Genomic DNA, 18,444 nt, shown 5'->3' on the forward strand with positions numbered 1-18,444 from the left:
ATATGGGAACAATTTGAAGATATAAACGAAGGATGCGCTTTTTAAGTAACAATCTAGGGTCAAAGGTTTTCGACCCTTTTCTAAATAGACCGTTTTTGCCTGACATTCGCCCCTAAAATCATGACCCCCATCATTTTTTTAATACCGCGTTCTTCACTACATTTAAACTGACTAATTAATCCACTCGAAAAATGAAGAAGTTCTATGCCCAATTCGGCCTTTTGGCCTTGGCGTTTTTGTGTATTCCGCTAACCGTACACTCCCAAAGAAGAAAACAACAACAAGCTGTTCAAACCGCCTATCCCGAGGCGCTTTATTCCAGTATGGAATACCGTTCCATAGGGCCGCACCGTGGTGGCCGTTCTGCCGCAGTAACCGGCGTTCCCGGAGAGCCCAACCTCTTTTATATGGGGGCCACTGGAGGTGGTGTCTGGAAGACCTTGGATGGGGGTCGCTCTTGGGAAAATATTTCCGATGGCTATTTTGGGGGCAGTATCGGTGCCGTTGAGGTAGCGAAAAGCGACCCGAACGTCATCTATGTAGGTGGAGGCGAAAAGACCCTTCGGGGGAATGTCTCTTCCGGTTATGGCCTTTGGAAAACCGAGGATGGAGGCAAAACTTGGGCCTCTGCAGGACTCAAAAAGAGCCGTCATGTGCCGCGAATCCGCATTCACCCAACCAATGCCGACGTGGTCTATGCCGCTGTATTGGGTAATATCTACAAACCCACCCAAGATCGCGGCATCTATAAAAGTACCGATGGCGGAAAGACCTGGAGCAAAAAACTGTTCGTCAATAACCAATCCGGTTTTGTCGATTTGATTCTAGACCCGAACAATCCGAGAATTCTATATGCCTCATCCTGGCGCGCACAACGTACCCCCTACAGTTTGAGTAGTGGCGGTGATGGTTCCGCATTATGGAAAAGCACGGATAGTGGTGAGACTTGGACGGAGATTTCCAAAAACGAGGGCTTTCCAACGGATACGCTCGGGATTATCGGAGTGACCGTTTCCCCAAAAAATAGCGAGCGCGTGTGGGCCTTGGTCGAAAACAAGGAAAAAGGAGGACTCTACCGTTCCGAAGACGGTGGCAAGAAATGGACACAAGTCAATAGTGAGCGAAAACTACGCCAACGCGCCTGGTATTACACGCGTCTATATGCGGATACCGAGGATGAAAATACGGTCTATGTGATGAACGTTCGCTACCACCGTTCTAAAGATGGAGGGAAGACCTTCAATACCTTTAATGCACCCCACGGAGATCATCACGACCTGTGGATCGCTCCCGAGGATTCTAAGCGGATGATCATCGGTGATGATGGGGGAGCACAGATTTCCTATGACGCGGGGGAAACCTGGAGTACGTATTACAACCAACCGACCGCACAGTATTATCGTGTGACCACCGACAACGCCCATCCCTATCGCATTTATGTGGCCCAGCAAGACAATTCGACCCTTCGCGTCAATCACCGTTCGGATGATGGCAGTATTGGCGAAGACGATTGGGAACCAACAGCAGGGGGCGAATCGGCCCATATTGCCATTGATCCTACCGATAATGATATTGTGTACGGCGGAAGTTACGGCGGATTCCTGACCCGTGTCAATCACAAAACGGGTACCGTTCGCGGTGTCAACGTATGGCCTGATAATCCTATGGGCTATGGTGCTGAGGGAATGAAATATCGCTTTCAGTGGAACTTCCCCATCATGTTCAGCAAACACGATCCGAAGAAACTCTATACCTTTTCGCAACACGTACACATGAGCACCAATGAAGGTCAAAGTTGGGCATTGCTCTCCGATGACCTCACTCGAAACGACCCTGCCAAATTGGTTTCCAGTGGAGGTCCGATTACACAAGATAACACGGGAGTGGAATATTACTGTACTATTTTCGCCGCTAATGAGAGTCCTTTGAAAGAAGGATTATTGTGGGTTGGAAGTGATGATGGCCTGATTCATGTCTCTAAAGATGGAGGGGCCAATTGGGAAAATGTGACCCCTGCGGGAATGCCTGAATGGAATATGATCAATAGTATTGAACCTTCCGCTTTTGATGAGGGCACCTGTTATGTCGCAGCCACCAAATACAAGTTGGGCGACTTTGCGCCTTACCTCTATAAAACTACGGATTACGGGAAGACCTGGAAAAAAATAACGAACGGTATACCTGCCGAGCATTTTACGCGTGTCGTCCGTGAAGACCCAAAGAGAAAGGGATTGTTGTACGCCGGTACCGAAACCGGAATGTATATTTCTTTTGACGATGGCGCCAATTGGAGTCCGTTTCAGATGAACCTTCCGATTGTTCCGATTACCGATTTGGCCATTAAAGACAATAACCTGATCGTCGCCACCCAAGGACGCAGCCTCTGGATTTTAGACGACCTTACCGTACTGCATCAATTGGATGATGGAAAGAAAAATAGGTCTTCTATCCTGTACAAACCAAAGGATAGCTACCGCACCAAAGGAAGGGCGAGTAAGGAACCTTCCAAGACCGAAGGAGCGAACCATCCGAATGGGGTGGTGACCCACTTCTATCTCAAAAATTTCGATAAGGAAAAAGATACGGTGCAGTTGACATATACCACAATGAGTAATGATACCTTGGCGAGTTTTAGTTCACAAGCGAAGGATAAAGAGCGTAAATTGAACACGGCCGAAATGAAAAAAGGAGGCAATACCCATGTCTGGAATACGCGGGGCGAAAAAGCCGAAACCCTGGATGGCATGATCTTTTGGGCCGCCGGTTTTGATGGACCCAAAGCGGTTCCCGGAAGTTATAAAGTCCATCTGAACGTAAATGGCGCCAATCAAAGCCAAGAGTTCAAGATCATTCCTGATCCACGGGCCGAGGTTTCTGCAGCCGATATGCAAAAGCAACATGATTTTATTTCAAACATTAATGCCACGATCAACAAGGCGCATGGTTCCATTAAGAAAATACGTGGGGTCAATACGCAACTCGAAGCCTTTACCGCACAGTATAAAGACAACGAGGCTACGAAGGAACTGGTCGAAAAGGCCAAAACCATGAAGGAAGAGTTTGAAAAAATAGAAAAGGCCTTGTACCAGACCAAGAATCGAAGTAATCAAGATCCCCTTAACTTCCCGATTCGGTTGACCAATAAATTGGCACACCTCAATCGCTTGGTGGGCATTGATGATTTCCCTCCGACAGATCAAGACATCGCCGTTCAACAAGAACTGACCGGTAAGATCGAGACCCAATTAAAAGCTTTTGATGCCATGGTAGACAAAGAGCTACAAGATTTCAATGCCGCCTTTAATGAGTTGCAATTGAACTATTTGTTTGTAGAGGAGTAGCTGATGGTTGTGCGGTGATTATAAGTAAGGCTCCTTATTGATTTAAGGGGGAAGGGTGATAGCATCTGGACACTAACTATACAGTGGGCCTTAGTAAATGTGCTTGCCAGCCCGTCTTTTTCTTTGGTCACTAACGAATCGAAGGATACACCTCTACTTCATATAGGAGTGGAGATTTTAAAAAATGAAATAACGAATAACCCAAAATGAGAAAACAACTTTTTGTCCTGGCCCTGTTTACCGTAACCCTCACCTTCGCCCAAACCGTGGAGGAGTATTTTTCACCCCTCAAATTCCGGAATATCGGTCCCTTTCGTGGGGGGCGTTCCGTTTCCGCTTCCGGGGTAGTCGGTGACCCGATGACGTATTATATGGGTACAACAGGTGGCGGTCTTTGGAAAACCCAAGATGCGGGGCAGCGCTGGAATAATATTTCGGATGGGTATTTTGAAATGGGTTCGGTCGGAGCCGTAGCCGTTTCGACCTACAATACCAACATCGTATATGTAGGCATGGGTGAACACGCCCCACGGGGGGTAATGACCTCGTATGGTGATGGTGTCTACAAATCAACGGATGCGGGACAGACGTGGACCCATTTGGGACTTCAAGAGACGCAACATATTTCACGAATTATCATCCATCCGACGAATCCTGATATTGTATATGTCGCCGCGCAAGGGCAATTGTATGGCCCGAACAAAGAACGGGGCGTTTACAAATCCACAGATGGAGGCAAGACATGGAAAAACACACTTTTCGTCAATGAGCTAACCGGCGCCGTAGAGCTTTCCATGGACGCGAATTATCCCGAGATTATGTACGCTGCCATGTGGGAACACCAACGAAAGCCCAATATGGTCGTTAGTGGCGGAGCAGGTAGCGGACTCTATAAATCTACCGATGCTGGAGAGACTTGGACAGAAATGACCCAAGGCCTTCCCGAAGAAAAAGGAAAAATGGCGATTTCCGTGAGTCCCGCGAACTCGAATAAGGTCTATGCGCTGATCGAAAGTGATAGCAATCAAGACAAAGGCGGACTATTTGTTTCCAACAACGCAGGTAAAAGTTGGAGTATGGTAAGTGGCGATAATCGCCTGGTACAACGCGCTTGGTACTACATCGAGCTCTTTACCGACCCTCAAGACGAAGATATTGTGTACGTTTTGAGTGCCCCGGCCCTTCGTTCGTTGGACGGGGGTAAGAACTGGGAACGCATTTCGGGTACCCATGGTGATTATCATGACCTATGGATCAATCCGGAAAACTCGTTGAATATGGTGATTGCCAATGATGGCGGTGCGGCCGTGACCTTTGACTTCGGAAAAACGTGGTCCTCGCAGGTGAATATGCCTACGGGACAGTTCTATCGGATCAATACGGACAATCTATACCCTTATAATATCTATGCAGGACAGCAAGATTACTCTTCGGCCATGGTAGCCAGTATGTCCCCGGGAAATGGCGGCATTACGATGTCCGATTTCAGTCCATCTGCCGGGGGAGAAAGTGCCTTTCTGGCGTTCGATCCCGATAACCCAAGATATGTGATGGGAGGAAGTTATTTGGGTACTATCGAGGTTTTGGATACCCACTCGAAAGCGTCTACGAATGTAATGGCCGCTCCGATTCAGTACCTTGGGCGGGAGGCACGTCATATGAAATACCTCTATAATTGGAATGCACCGACCTTGAGATCACAACACGAACCGAACACATTTTACCACGGGGCCCAATTGCTATTGCGCACCCGTGATATGGGCGTGACATGGGAGGAAATGTCGCCTGACCTGACCCGTGATATCGATGCCAAACAAGGCAATGGTGGTGGGCCGTATACCAATGAGGCCGTAGGTGCGGAAAACTATGGTACATTGGCCTATGTGCTAGAATCCCCACATGAAGCGGGTGTATTCTATACCGGTAGCGATGATGGCTATGTGCATATAACCAAAGACAATGGAGCGACTTGGCAGAATATCACCCCGAAAAACTTAGGGGAGGCTCTGGTCAATGCCATCGAGGTGTCGCCACATGATAAGGCGACCGTTTACATTGCGACCACAAAGTACAAGTTCAATGACCATACGCCGGCATTGTATAAAAGTAACGACTACGGTCGATCGTGGACGAATATTTCTACGGGAATTCCCTACGGAGCCTTTACGAGGGTCGTTCGGGAAGACCCCATCAAAAAAGACCTGCTCTATGCAGGAACGGAAAAGGGGCTTTATCTCTCATGGAACGGTGGAAAAACATGGAGGCCATTTCAATTGAATTTGCCCAAAACCCCGATAACCGATATCAAGATCCACCAAGGCGACATGATCGTAGCCACTTCTGGGAGAGCCTTTTGGATATTGGATGATTTGGCCCTGTTGTCTCAGTACGAAATGGGCAAAACGACCAACTCGCACGATGGACATCCGTACCAAATGAAGTTGTATCGACCCAAAGATGCCATGAATGGCACATGGTATGGTCCAATGAGTGGGAATACCACTAATTTTGATGGGATGAATACCTTGGCAGGGGTAAACCCTGCAAATGGCATGGTGTTGTATTACGAACTGCCCAAAGTAGCGGATTCCGTAGCTGTAACGATGGATATTATGGATGCTAACGGTACCATGGTCCGTAGTTTTTCCTCTGAAAAAGACCCAAACTATGTACCACATAATGGCGGTGGCCCAAGGCCGGCCCCAACCTTATCCAAAAAAGAAGGATTGAATCGATTTGTGTGGGACATGCGAACCGGTATTTTACCTGGAGTTCCCGGCACGTATATCGAGTCGCGTTTCAGTGGTCATAGGGTGCCTCCCGGAACGTACACTGTTCGCATCAAGTCAGGAGACAAGGCAATTACCACACAAGGAAAAATAGTGGCGGTGCCTACTTATAGCACGACCCCTGAACAATATGGTGAGTACCATACATTTTTGACCGAGGCGGAAGCCAAACTGACCGAGATGCACGAGATGATCAATACGTTATATAAAGCCCAACAACAATTAAAGGAAGTGCTGACCGATGTGAAAGATACCTCTGTAAAAGAAGAAGGCCAAAAACTTGTTGATGCACTTGATGCCTGGGATGCCGATATGATCCAAAGAAAATCGCAAGCGTATGACGATGTTGAGAATTTCCCGAATAAATTCAGCGCCGAATACCTATTTTTAATTGATGCTACCAATAGTTCCATTCCAAGGGTGAATCAACCCTCCAAAGACCGTAAAAAGGAACTGGACGCACAATGGGCCACTTTGAAAAGTAAAGCGGAACAACTAAAAACAACCGCTATTCCCGCCTTTAATAAGAGGCTTTGGGAGTCGGGTATCGGGGCAATACGCCTTGCGGACTAGATGTTTAGGTTAAGTAGCAGTATGGAATATTGACATCGAATGAAATACGTCATCAAAAGCCTTCTTTTTTTGATCTTGCTGATACCCTTCGGGTCTTTTGGTCAGACGGAAAAGCGTCCGAATGTCATATTGATCATTACCGATGACCAGGGGTACGGTGATTTGGGGTTTACTGGAAATCATCATTTGAAAACGCCTGTACTGGATGCGTTTGCCAAGGCTAGCGTGCGATTTACTAATTTTTATGTTTCACCTGTTTGTGCTCCGACCCGGTCTAGTTTAATGACGGGCCGCTACTCCTTGCGAACCGGTGTTCGCGATACCTATAACGGAGGCGCGATGATGTCGACCAACGAGATTACCTTAGCAGAATTGCTGAAAGAAGCAGGCTATGCTACGGGACTCTTCGGAAAATGGCATCTAGGGGACAATTACCCCAGTCGACCGATGGATCAGGGCTTTGATGAATCCGTGATGCACCTATCAGGGGGAATGGGCCAAGTAGGAGACTTTACCACCTGGTTTCAGGGCGACCGTAGTTACTTCGACCCTGTACTCTGGCAGAACGGCAAACAAAAGTCGTATAAAGGCTATTGCAGTGACATCTTCACGGATAGCGCCATCGATTTTATCACGGAAAGTGCGGACGAACCGTTCTTCTGTTACCTTTCCTTCAATGCGCCCCATACGCCATTGCAAGTTCCGGAACGCTATTATGAGCTGTACAAGGATATTGACCCGTCCAAGGGTTTTGCCGACGGACGCCCTTTTGTACCCATGTCCGAAAAAGACAAGGAAGATGCTCGGAAGGTATATGCCATGGTGTCGAATATCGATGATAATGTAGGGCGGCTATTGCAAAAGCTAGAGGAACTTCAAATTGCTGATGATACCCTGGTCATTTTTATGACGGATAATGGGCCACAGCAAGTACGCTACATAGCCGGAATGAGAGGAAGAAAGGGAAGCGTTTACCGCGGCGGAACACGGGTGCCTTTTTATATGCGCCTTCCACAAAAGGGAAAACGCAATGTCGAAATCGAGACGATGGCCGCCCATATCGATGTGCTGCCCACTTTGGCGGATCTTTGTGGGATTAACCTTCCTGCAGATCGTACAATTGATGGACGAAGCCTAGTGCCCCTGTTAAATGGGAATACCGAGAACTGGAAAGACCGTTCGCTCTTTTCGTACTGGACTCGGAGGTATCCGGAACGGTATCGGAATATGGCCATTCAAAAAGGCGATTATAAATTGGTGGGCCACACGGGTTACGATGCCCAAATCAAGGACTTTGAACTCTTCGATTTGGAAAATGATCCGTTCGAAGAACACGACCTTGTGCTGAAGGAGAAACAGATCGCCCAAGAGTTGCTACAAGAACTGGAACAACAGTATGGTAACTTGATTCGTTCTGAAAACCTGAAAAACCCGCCTCGAATCCAAATCGGGACGGTCAACGAAAACCCGACGGTACTCAATAGAAATGATGCCGGAGGAGATAGAGGCATTTGGGCGCAGGAAGAGGTCTATGGAAAATGGGACGTGAAAATTGCCGAGGGCACCTACAATATCACCTTCAAATTTGTAAAGCCCTTAGAAGACACCGGCCGTATGGTGTTGGAGGCAGGAACAATAGTCAATCAATTTGAAAACGAATCAACAGCCGTGGATATCATCGAGATGCCCCATGTTGTGCTTCCGGAAATGACAGGCGAACTTATTCCTTTCTATCAGAGTAGCTCAAAAAAAATATTCCCTTTTTGGGTATCCTTGGAAAAAATCGATTAGATGGATGTCAACCAAAATATAGTAGTGAATGGTTACCTTTGCGTTGCAAAGCACACCTGAATGATTGCCTATTACCCATACATCAAAGCCTTACATCTCATTTTTGTGGTGACCTGGTTTGCTGGCCTTTTTTACATTCCAAGGCTCTTTATCTACCACATTGAGGCCTCGGAAAGACCATCACCCGATAGAGAGATTTTGACCAAGCAGTTGCAACTGATGACCAAACGCCTTTGGAACATCATCACCTGGCCGTCTGCGATTCTCTGCACATTCTTTGCGCTTATCATGCTTCATTTGAATTCCGGCTTGATCTATCAGCCGTGGATGCAGGTAAAGCTGGGCTTTGTGGTCCTGCTCTTTGCCTATCACATCAAGAACCATTTGATTTATAAACAACTGCAACGCAATGAGATTCGGTATTCATCGAACTATATGCGCTTGTGGAATGAGGGGGCGACCTTGATTCTCTTCGCGGTCATCTTTCTAGTTATTCTCAAAAGTGCCGTCAACTGGATTTTCGGTGTAGTCGGTATCATCGTCCTTGGAATTTTATTGATGCTTGGAATTAAATTATACAAGCGTATTCGGGAGAAAAACCCCGAGGCCTAGAAAATCGAAAGACCAAGCCGGCCATCCCCTCCAAGAACCTTTCTTCCCTTTTTATTTTGTGATGTGACGCTGAGGGTCGGCGGGTGAAAACTTGGTTCGATATTTGCTACCTTTGGATAGAAATACCCATCGGCTTGCTCAAAAAACTTTCGCTTCGATCCCGCATTTTTACGACCATGATTCTTCTGGTGGTCATTGCGTCGGTCTTGATTTCTGGAGTAACGATCTATCAGTACCGTGAACAATTAGACGATTACCACGATATCCGTCTCGAACGTAAGGAGGAGCAGATCAAGCAAAGCATCAATTACGTACTTAAAAAAACGACCTATCCGCAGACGACGGAAAATCTTCCAATGATCTTCAAGAATGAAATCTATGAGATTGCCGATGTACAAAATGTATATTTCAATATCTACGATTTGGAGGGAGGACTGATCCGTAGTTCAAGACCTAAATTTGAAATGGACTCCATTTCAAACTGTCTGGATGCAGAAGTACTCAATAATCTTGACACTAGTGCAAATCATAGATATGTGGAGGAAAACACCGCCGCTGGAGACAAATACAAAGCCTCCTATACCTATATCAACGACTCTAAATTCAAACCGATCGGTATATTGAACCTGCCGTACTTTGAAGACCCTTCTTTCAATGATATGGAGTTACGTGAATTTTTCATTCGCTTAGGATGGGTATACTTTTTCATGCTGTTGTCGGCCATAGGTCTGGCCTATTTTATTTCAAAGTATATCACCCGATCGCTACAGACGATATCCGACATGATGCACAAGACCGATTTGACCAAACGCAACGAAAAAATATTCATCGAGGACCCAAGTGAAGAAATCGGAAAACTGGTAGACTCCTATAATGAAATGATCGATGAATTGGGGGCGAGTGCCGCCAAGCTGGCTCGTAGCGAACGCGAACAGGCATGGCGTGAAATGGCGAAGCAGGTGGCCCATGAAATCAAGAACCCCCTAACCCCCATGCGCTTAAGTGTCCAGAGCTTTCAAAGAAAGTTCGACCCTAATGACCCTGAAATCGACAAAAAGGTGACGGAGTATTCGAAAACCCTCATCCAGCAGATCGATACTATGAGTAATATCGCCAGTGCCTTCTCAAATTTTGCGGAAATGCCGGCCCAACAAAATGAGACCCTGAATGTGGTCACTATCGTGAAGCTTGCCCTGGATATTTTTACCGAAAAATACATTCATTTTATAGCGGATGAAGAGGTCATTATTGCAAAATTAGATCGCACGCAGCTTATTCGCGTAGTGACGAATTTGGTCAAAAATGCCATTCAAGCGGTTCCGGAAGTTGAATCTCCAAGGATCTTGGTGACCGTTGCCTCAGAAGGAAACGAGGTAAAGATATCCGTAGCGGATAATGGCATAGGGATCGAAGATGGATTCAGAGATAAGATTTTCGAACCCAAGTTCACCACGAAATCAAGTGGTATGGGCCTTGGTTTGGGTATGGTGAAGAATATCGTGGAAACCTATAAGGGCAGTATAAGTTTCACCTCACATCCCGGAAAAGGGACCGTATTTATGGTGTGTTTTCCGAGAGAACATCATTAACTAGATGTCAGCAATAGACTTTTATATCGTAGATGTGTTCGCTCCTCAAAAGTACAAGGGGAACCAATTGGCCGTATTTCTTGATTTGGAACAAATAGTATCGGCCGAAGAGATGTTGCACATCACACGGGAAATCAATTTCGCCGAAAGTACGTTCATACGTTCCGTTGAAGCGGACGGAAGTTTTGGAGTTCGCATATTTACGACGGAGTATGAAGTGCCTTTCGCGGGGCATCCCACCTTGGGTACGGCATACATCATCGCCAAGCAACTCAGTGAGGTACCGTCAGGTGAAATCATCTTAAGATTGAAAAAAGGCGATATTCCGGTCGAGCTGAACAGACCTGATGAGCTGGAAGAGAGCAGGTTTACCATGCAACAGGCACAACCTGATTTCTATGGTACTATCGATTCCTCCCTGGTCGCTTCGGCCCTGGGCCTAGCGGAAGATCACCTCGACCCACATATGCCTATTGAAGTGATCGACACCGGCTTGCCCTATTTGATTGTTTTCTTAAGGGATTTGAAAAGCATTCAACAGATTCGATTGGACAGCTCGAAATTAGAGCGCTTTTTGAAAAGTCAACGATTGCATAAAGAAAACAGTAGCATCGGTCTTTCGACCTCACTTTTCTTCGTTACCCCTGAAACCGTGGATCCCGAGCACCACTATCATGCGCGAATGTTCGTATTGGAAGACGGTAGTATTTGGGAGGATGCGGCAACAGGAAGCGCCAATGGCTGCCTTTTGGCCTATTTGCTCAAACATGTCGAGCCGGAAATTTCAGTAGTTGTCGAACAGGGCTATGAAATGGGTCGGGAATCGCTCTTATATTTGAACGGCAAATTGAAAAACAACAACTATATCTTAAAAGTCGGTGGTCGCGTGGTTTCTGTAGGTCAGGGTACATGGTCCATTTAAAAATCAAACTATGAAGTACAACAACATTTTAGTCGAGGAAGGGAGTACTATTGCCACAATTACAATCAATAGACCCAGCAAGCTCAATGCACTTAACAAAGAGACAATCAAAGAACTACACCAGGCTTTTAAGACTTTGGATGAAACTGGGAAAATCAAAGTGATAATCTTAATTGGAAGCGGGGAAAAGGCCTTTGTGGCCGGTGCCGATATTGCGGAGTTTGCCAATTTCTCAGTGAAAGAAGGGCGCGCTTTGGCCGCTAAAGGACAAAAATCACTATTTGATTTTGTGGAAAACCTCTCGACACCGGTTATAGCCGCCATAAATGGTTTCGCCTTAGGGGGCGGACTTGAGCTGGCGATGGCCTGCCATTTTAGGGTGGCAAGTGAAAATGCACGAATGGGACTTCCTGAGGTGTCATTAGGGGTCATTCCCGGGTATGGAGGTACCCAGCGTTTACCACAATTGATCGGCAAGGGTCGGGCGTTGGAATTGATTATGACCGCGGCGATGATCGATGCCCGTAAGGCGCTTGAATATGGTCTTGTGAATCACGTGTTACCCCAAGAAGAACTACTGACTTTTTGCGAAAATTTGGCCGGCAAGATATCGAATAACTCCTCTGTTGCTATCGCGTATGCAATAAAAGCCGTAAATGCAGGTTTTAAACATGATAGTAATGGGTATGCGTCCGAAATCGAAGCCTTTGGTGCCTGTTTTGGTACTGCTGATTTTGAAGAGGGTACCACGGCCTTTTTAGAAAAGCGCAAGGCCGATTTTCCCGGAGCATAGCGTACCCCAAACACCTACTTATGAACATTCGAAAGGCACTTGCACTATTGCTGGTAATGGCTGTGTGGCCCATGGGCTACGCTCAAGACATCCCCGTAAGCTACAGTTTAGGGGAGAATAATTCCGACCGGTATAAATTCTCCACTGTTTTGTCTATCGACAAAGCCTCCTCAGGGGAAACCGTTTTGGTACGAACGTACTACGGAGGGTTTCCACTGAAACCCAAAGGACATTTTATTGAGGTTTACAATGCCGATATGACCCTAAAATCAGACTACAATTACAAGTATGCCGGAAAACACATGGTTGATGGTTTTGTAAAAAACGGGCAGTTGTATCTATTGGAATTGGTATATGACTATGATGCCCAAGTGTATGAATACAAAGCACACCAGAGTCCGCTTGACGATTTTAATTTTTCCGAACGTGTTTTGCTTTCCGTTCCCTCGAAGGAGGTACTGAACCCGTTGGCGGTAAGTAAATACAATCGAAAATTCGGTAACGGCTTTTCAACGGCTACCCATTTCAACGATGATAAATCCGCTTTTGCCATAACGGTACACCATCGCAAAGGTAAAAACGAGCAGTATAAGATATATCTCTTCGGAACGGATCTGACACCCCATCTGAAGTATGATTTCAGTGAACAGATCGTAGATAAAAACTATGCGTTCGAGAACATAGCGACTTCAAAAGATATGAAGACCTTATATTTTATGGGAAAGGCCTTTTTCAAGAAAAGGCGATTTGATGCCAAAGAACGCAAATACCAATATGAGCTTTTAAAGATTACAAATGCGGGTCATACGAGCCAAGAATTTACTGATGAAGGTAGATTTCCAGAATCCTTGAAACCCATATTGGTCGATGACAAATTGGTCAGTGTTGGCTTCTATGCCGATCGAAAGGACAATCGCTATAATGGTTTGGCCTATTTTGAATTGCATCCGAATACATTAGCTGTTCAAACAAAAAAATACAATCCCTTTTCAAAACAGTTCATGGACGACAAATTCGGACGTGAAGTGGATGCGACCATAAAAAACCTCATTTTCAAGGATGTTCATATTACGCCATCCAAGGATATCGTGTTCAGTGCCGAGGAATATTTTGTGACGGAAGGCGAGCATTTTGATGGTGACACCAGAAGAATAGTGGATCGTTTCCATTACAATGATATTGTATGTGCCAAGTTGAATGCACAGGGTGATATGGAATGGGCCCGTAATATCAACAAATCAGAGGTAACCCAAGGAGATGCGGCTTATGCTTCCTATAGCGCACACGGATTTGGAAATGACATGTATTTCTTCATCAATTCAGGTGAGAATCCACAGACCATTGGCGAAAATCGAATCTTGTTCAAACAAGGATACAGTAGAAACCCGAATATGTTCGTGATCAAGATCGATGGCGACGGAGGCCTTTCCTATAAGAAACTCATCGATGATAAAGAAGTGCGATTGCCCATCATGGTGTCGCGACCTTTTGTCGATAAAGCTTCTGACGACCTTTTATTCTATGCTAAGAGAGGTAGTAAAAAGCAGTTGATACGAGTGCAAATAGGCGTTGAAGGTAGTACACCCTCCAAATAAGAACAGCTGTGATGTTCGCTATTTGAACGACCTATAATTAACACTCGAAAACATAGAAATTAGGATTTATTCCATAAATTTGGAATAAATCCTAATATTGAAATCCAACGAATATATCAAAGGCCGGGGCGCCCAGCACAACTCTCCTAACAAATTCTTTGAATACAGTCATGAAACACGTGATGATTTTCTTGAATTTTGTCGATTGGAAGGGGAAGATGCCGATTACAATAAAACGCAATACCTACCGATATTTCCAAAGACCATTGTCAATAAAGTGACCAGTCCTGATGTGGGCATGGAATACTCCATGAATCCCTATCAGGGCTGTGAGCATGGTTGTATCTACTGCTACGCCCGAAATACCCATGAATTCTGGGGCTATAGTGCTGGCCTTGATTTTGAGCGTAAAATATTGATCAAAGAAAATGCTCCCCAATTGCTTGAAGCCAAACTGAAGAACAAGAAATGGAAGGCGTGCACCATCGTCTTGTCAGGCAACACGGATTGTTATCAACCTGCAGAGCGAAAATATGAAATCACCAGAGCCTGTCTAGAGGTCTTTTTAAAATACAGACATCCTGTTGGTGTCATTACGAAAAACGCACTCATTCTTAGGGATTTGGATATTCTTGAAGCTTTAGCAAAGGATAACTTGATCGGGGTGAATATTTCGGTGACTTCCCTTTCTGAAAAAACAAGACGGATTCTCGAACCTAGAACATCAAGTCTCAAGAAACGGCTTGAGACCATTCGGGTACTTTCCTCAAATGGAATTCCCGTAAACGCCATGTTGGCGCCTATTATTCCGGGAATCAATAGTCATGAGGTCCTGAAACTGGCAAAGGCCGTTGCTGACAACGGAGCCTGCTCTTTTGCCTTCACTGTAGTCCGTCTCAACGGGGCCATCGGTCAGATCTTCACGGATTGGATCGAAAAGACCCTGCCGGATAAAGCGCAAAAAGTACTGCACCAAATTCAAGAATGTCACGGCGGTAATTTGAATGATAGTCGCTTTGGCATCAGGGGGCGTGGTGATGGGAAAATTGCGAAACAGATTCATGAGATGGTTCGACTGGCCCAAAAACGTTATTTTAGGGATAAGACGTTCCCTAAGTTGAATACAGCATTGCACGAGCCATATAAAGAGGGTCAGTTGCGATTATTTTGAATAAATTTAGAAGATTGTCCATTTTGCCGAGCCCCATGCGTCTTTATGGCATATTCATTTTAAAAACAATATATCATGAGTAATTTTTTATTTTTATTTAGAGGTGGAGATGCAAGACGATTGGAACAATCTCCTGAAGAAATGCAAGCCCACATGCAAAAATGGGGCGCATGGATGGGCGGACTAAAGGAAGCTGGAAAGTTGGTCGACGGTTTACCCCTATCAAAAGAAGGTAAGGTCGTGCAAGAGAGGGGAGAATTAGTTACCGATGGTCCTTTTGCAGAAGGTGCTGAGGTAGTAGGCGGATACTTGATTGTAACGGCCGATGATCTTGACGGAGCGGTTGAAATATCAAAGCAGTGTCCCATCTTTGAACACGATGGAAACGTTGAGGTGCGTGAAATCATGTCAATGAATATGTAATGGCACGGGTTATTTGACACTATGGTAACAAGGGCCTACAAGGCCCTTTCTTTGTACACTTACGGCATGGGAGAAGTAAATAACGAACAATTGGTCGAACACATATTCAGACATGAGTATGGTAAGATTGTTTCTTTCCTGACCTATAAATTCGGCCCGTCGCAACTAGAGGTAATCGAAGATGCCGTTCAAGAGGCATTACTCAAGGCAATGCAGGTTTGGGGATATGGTGAGCCGCTTAAAAACCCTACGGCCTGGTTGTTGAAAGTTGCCCAAAATAGGGTTATCGATACGCTTCGAAAAAAGAAGCATCTGGCGCATGTTGATGTGCTATTGCCCTCAAAAAATTCAGAACCTCAAAAAGAAGAAGTGCTTTTGAACACGGCAATCGGCGATAGTCAGTTGAAAATGATATTTGCCTGTTGTCACCCATCGTTATCAGCCGAATACCAAATTATTCTGAGTTTGAAATTGATTGCCGGTTTTGGGAACAGAGAAATTGCCCAAGCGCTTTTTAAAAAGGAAGAAACGGTAGCAAAATCATTTACTCGAGCCAAGAGAAGACTTCAAGACAAGGTGCGTACCTTGGATATACCGTTGGAATTGGGGTTACAATCGCGATTGAAGATCGTGCTAAAAGTAATCTACCTGCTTTTTTCGGAAGGATATGCGACGCGGTCGGGGTCGGGCTTGATAAAAAAGGATATTTGTATGGAAGCCATTCGGTTGGCTTTACTCCTAACGGATAACAAATATTGTGACACCCCGGAAGTACATGCGTTGATTGCGTTGATGTGTTTTCACGCCTCTCGATTTGATGCGAGAATCGATAGTGATGGCAATCTGGTCGATCTGGAAAATCAAGATAGGTCCCTGTACGAACGTGAGCTAATCAATATTGGAATTTACCATTTAGAGGACGCCTCGGTCAAAGAAAACCCATCCGACTATCATTTACAAGCGGCCATTTCGTATTATCATTGTACGGCCAAGAATTTTGATGATACCAATTGGCAAGCCATTCTTCAATTATACGATTTGCAGTTGGCGCGAAGCTTTTCACCCATCGCCCAGTTGAATCGATTGGTACCATTCCACCGGGTTTTTGGGGCGGAAAAGGCCATGAAGTCCCTTCGAGATTTTGAGAAAAGCCCTTATTTTATCGATAATGCCCTATTCAACGCCATCAAAGCTGAACTTTTATTGGAGTTAAAAGATTTGAAGGGTTCGAAACTGTCGTTACAACGGGCTATCGATCGCACTCATAATGAAATGGAACGCAATCACCTCTACAAAAAACTCAAGGCAATAGATGCCTAAAACCTAAAGTGATGTTTAGGTCAACTCCCAGCCTTTACGGTAGGTGCCTTTGACCCAATCGTTCGCCATATCCCAATTGGTCACCTTCATATTGGCGCCATCCCAAAGTATTTTTCGCCTTCCCGGATATTCGAAAGGATCCCAGTCCCCAGCTTTTTTACCCGGTTTGTACTTCTTGTATTGAAAGGCTTTGATAGCCAGGTTCCCCATGAGTACGGCTTCGGTCAAAGGACCGGAACGCTCAAAGGCCGATGAGGTCTCCAAACCGTTCAGACAACCTTCCACAAAATTATTTTGATGTCCCCCAGTATCCCCTTCGATTCTTTTTAGATAGGGTTTTGGGGCATTGAAGAGTTCCATATTCGAACTTGGCAACAACCGCGCGTTCCGCGAATAGGTATCAGCTACCAAAATGCCTTTGGTGCCATAGAAAATAGAACCGCCACCACCATCGCCGATTTTTTCACCGTCTTTCAGTTCATCCGGAAGGTCAGGTAACAATCCGCCATCGTACCAGTTCAAGGCGATATCCCCATGGGCCTCCGTATTGAATTTTAAGCGTACGATGGAAGAAGCGGGACAAGATGAACTGTAATCCGCTTCCACAAAATCACCCACCCAATTGGTGGTACAACTGGCTTCTGCCTCGGTCGGATAGCCAAGATCCAAGACCCCAAAGGGGGTCTCCATGATATGGCACCCCATATCACCTAACGCTCCGGTGCCGAAATCCCAAAAACCTCTCCATTTAAAGGGGAGGTAGGCTGCATTGTAATCACGTATAGCGGCACCGCCGAGCCAAAGATCCCAATCGAGTCCTTTGGGCACCGCCTGTTTTTCGGTAGGTGCGGGAACGCCTTGCGGCCAGACAGGTCGATTGGTCCAGCAGTCTACTCGATGTACCTTTCCAATGATGCCCGAATTAATCCATTCCTTGGCTTCGCGGCTACCGGCACTTGAAGCGCCTTGATTGCCCATTTGGGTAACAATACCATTTTCCTTGGCCACAGTGGTCATCAATCGGGCCTCGTTAATATTGTGCGTTAAGGGCTTTTCAACGTACGCGTGTTTTTTGGCTCGCATAAAAGGTAGCGCAATGGACGCATGCATATGATCAGGGGTCGCCACCATAATGGCGTCGATTTCATTTAAGTGCTTGTCATATACTTTTCTGAAATCCTTGAATCGTTTGGCCTTGGGATATTTTTTATAGGTATCGGCTGCCCTTCGGTCATCAACATCACAGAGTGTCACGAACTTTACTTTCTTGGTATCGTACATGCCTTGCATGACTCCTGCACCTCGACCTCCTACACCGAAAGCCCCCACATAAAGGGTGTCACTTGGAGGAACGTGGCCTTTACCCATTACAAAACTGGGAACGATGGAGAATGCCGCGGATACGGCGGCGGATTTTTTGATAAACTTTCTTCTTTGCATCTTTTGTCGGACTTGATTTAAGTGCGAGAAGATACGGAAAAATTGAATCAATGTCCAACGGCAGAAACCAAGTTAATGTTGGTCA

12 protein-coding genes are annotated in these 18,444 nt (G+C 45.7%); 11 read left to right on the top strand and 1 reads right to left on the bottom strand.

The genetic code is table 11. The features are described from left to right. Window positions 1-191 precede the first annotated feature (191 nt). From ACKWCA_RS06655 to ACKWCA_RS06705, 11 genes are all read left to right on the top strand, one after another. On the top strand, window positions 192-3,341 hold the full coding sequence (locus ACKWCA_RS06655) for a VPS10 domain-containing protein (RefSeq protein ID WP_413977388.1): 3,150 nt from the start codon (window positions 192-194) through the stop codon (window positions 3,339-3,341). Window positions 3,342-3,547: 206 nt separating this feature from the next. Continuing rightward, window positions 3,548-6,703, top strand: coding sequence for a glycosyl hydrolase (locus ACKWCA_RS06660; RefSeq protein WP_413977389.1), 3,156 nt, complete (start codon window positions 3,548-3,550; stop codon window positions 6,701-6,703). A 39-nt stretch (window positions 6,704-6,742) separates the two neighbouring features. Then, a complete protein-coding gene (locus tag ACKWCA_RS06665) occupies window positions 6,743-8,494 on the top strand; it encodes an arylsulfatase (RefSeq protein WP_413977390.1) in 1,752 nt (583 codons plus the stop codon). A 60-nt stretch (window positions 8,495-8,554) separates the two neighbouring features. Next, window positions 8,555-9,106 carry a CopD family protein gene (locus ACKWCA_RS06670; RefSeq protein WP_413977391.1) on the top strand — a complete coding sequence of 184 codons (552 nt, stop codon included), beginning with the start codon at window positions 8,555-8,557 and terminating at the stop codon, window positions 9,104-9,106. Between the two features lie 176 nt (window positions 9,107-9,282). After that, window positions 9,283-10,695, top strand: coding sequence for a sensor histidine kinase (locus ACKWCA_RS06675; protein WP_413978027.1), 1,413 nt, complete (start codon window positions 9,283-9,285; stop codon window positions 10,693-10,695). A gap of 4 nt (window positions 10,696-10,699) precedes the next feature. Next, the gene (locus ACKWCA_RS06680) at window positions 10,700-11,617 is read left to right on the top strand and encodes a PhzF family phenazine biosynthesis protein (protein WP_413977392.1); all 918 of its coding nucleotides are present in this window, start codon (window positions 10,700-10,702) and stop codon (window positions 11,615-11,617) included. Between the two features lie 10 nt (window positions 11,618-11,627). After that, complete coding sequence (locus tag ACKWCA_RS06685) at window positions 11,628-12,410, top strand: enoyl-CoA hydratase/isomerase family protein (protein ID WP_413977393.1); 783 nt, start codon at window positions 11,628-11,630, stop codon at window positions 12,408-12,410. A gap of 20 nt (window positions 12,411-12,430) precedes the next feature. Beyond that, a complete protein-coding gene (locus tag ACKWCA_RS06690) occupies window positions 12,431-14,005 on the top strand; it encodes a hypothetical protein (RefSeq protein ID WP_413977394.1) in 1,575 nt (524 codons plus the stop codon). A gap of 97 nt (window positions 14,006-14,102) precedes the next feature. Then, window positions 14,103-15,176: a PA0069 family radical SAM protein gene (locus ACKWCA_RS06695; RefSeq protein WP_413977395.1), complete on the top strand. Its 1,074-nt coding sequence runs from the start codon at window positions 14,103-14,105 to the stop codon at window positions 15,174-15,176. A gap of 75 nt (window positions 15,177-15,251) precedes the next feature. Continuing rightward, window positions 15,252-15,599 carry a YciI family protein gene (locus ACKWCA_RS06700; RefSeq protein ID WP_413977396.1) on the top strand — a complete coding sequence of 116 codons (348 nt, stop codon included), beginning with the start codon at window positions 15,252-15,254 and terminating at the stop codon, window positions 15,597-15,599. 66 nt (window positions 15,600-15,665) lie between these two features. Beyond that, a complete protein-coding gene (locus tag ACKWCA_RS06705) occupies window positions 15,666-16,919 on the top strand; it encodes an RNA polymerase sigma factor (RefSeq protein ID WP_413977397.1) in 1,254 nt (417 codons plus the stop codon). 15 nt (window positions 16,920-16,934) lie between these two features. Here the strand turns inward: ACKWCA_RS06705 and ACKWCA_RS06710 are convergent, their stop codons facing one another. After that, on the bottom strand, window positions 16,935-18,359 hold the full coding sequence (locus tag ACKWCA_RS06710) for a Gfo/Idh/MocA family protein (RefSeq protein ID WP_413977398.1): 1,425 nt from the start codon (window positions 18,357-18,359) through the stop codon (window positions 16,935-16,937). Window positions 18,360-18,444: the final 85 nt, after the last annotated feature.

The sequence above is a fragment of the Maribacter corallii genome, from assembly GCF_047345415.1.
Classification (GTDB): Bacteria; Bacteroidota; Bacteroidia; order Flavobacteriales; family Flavobacteriaceae; genus Maribacter_C.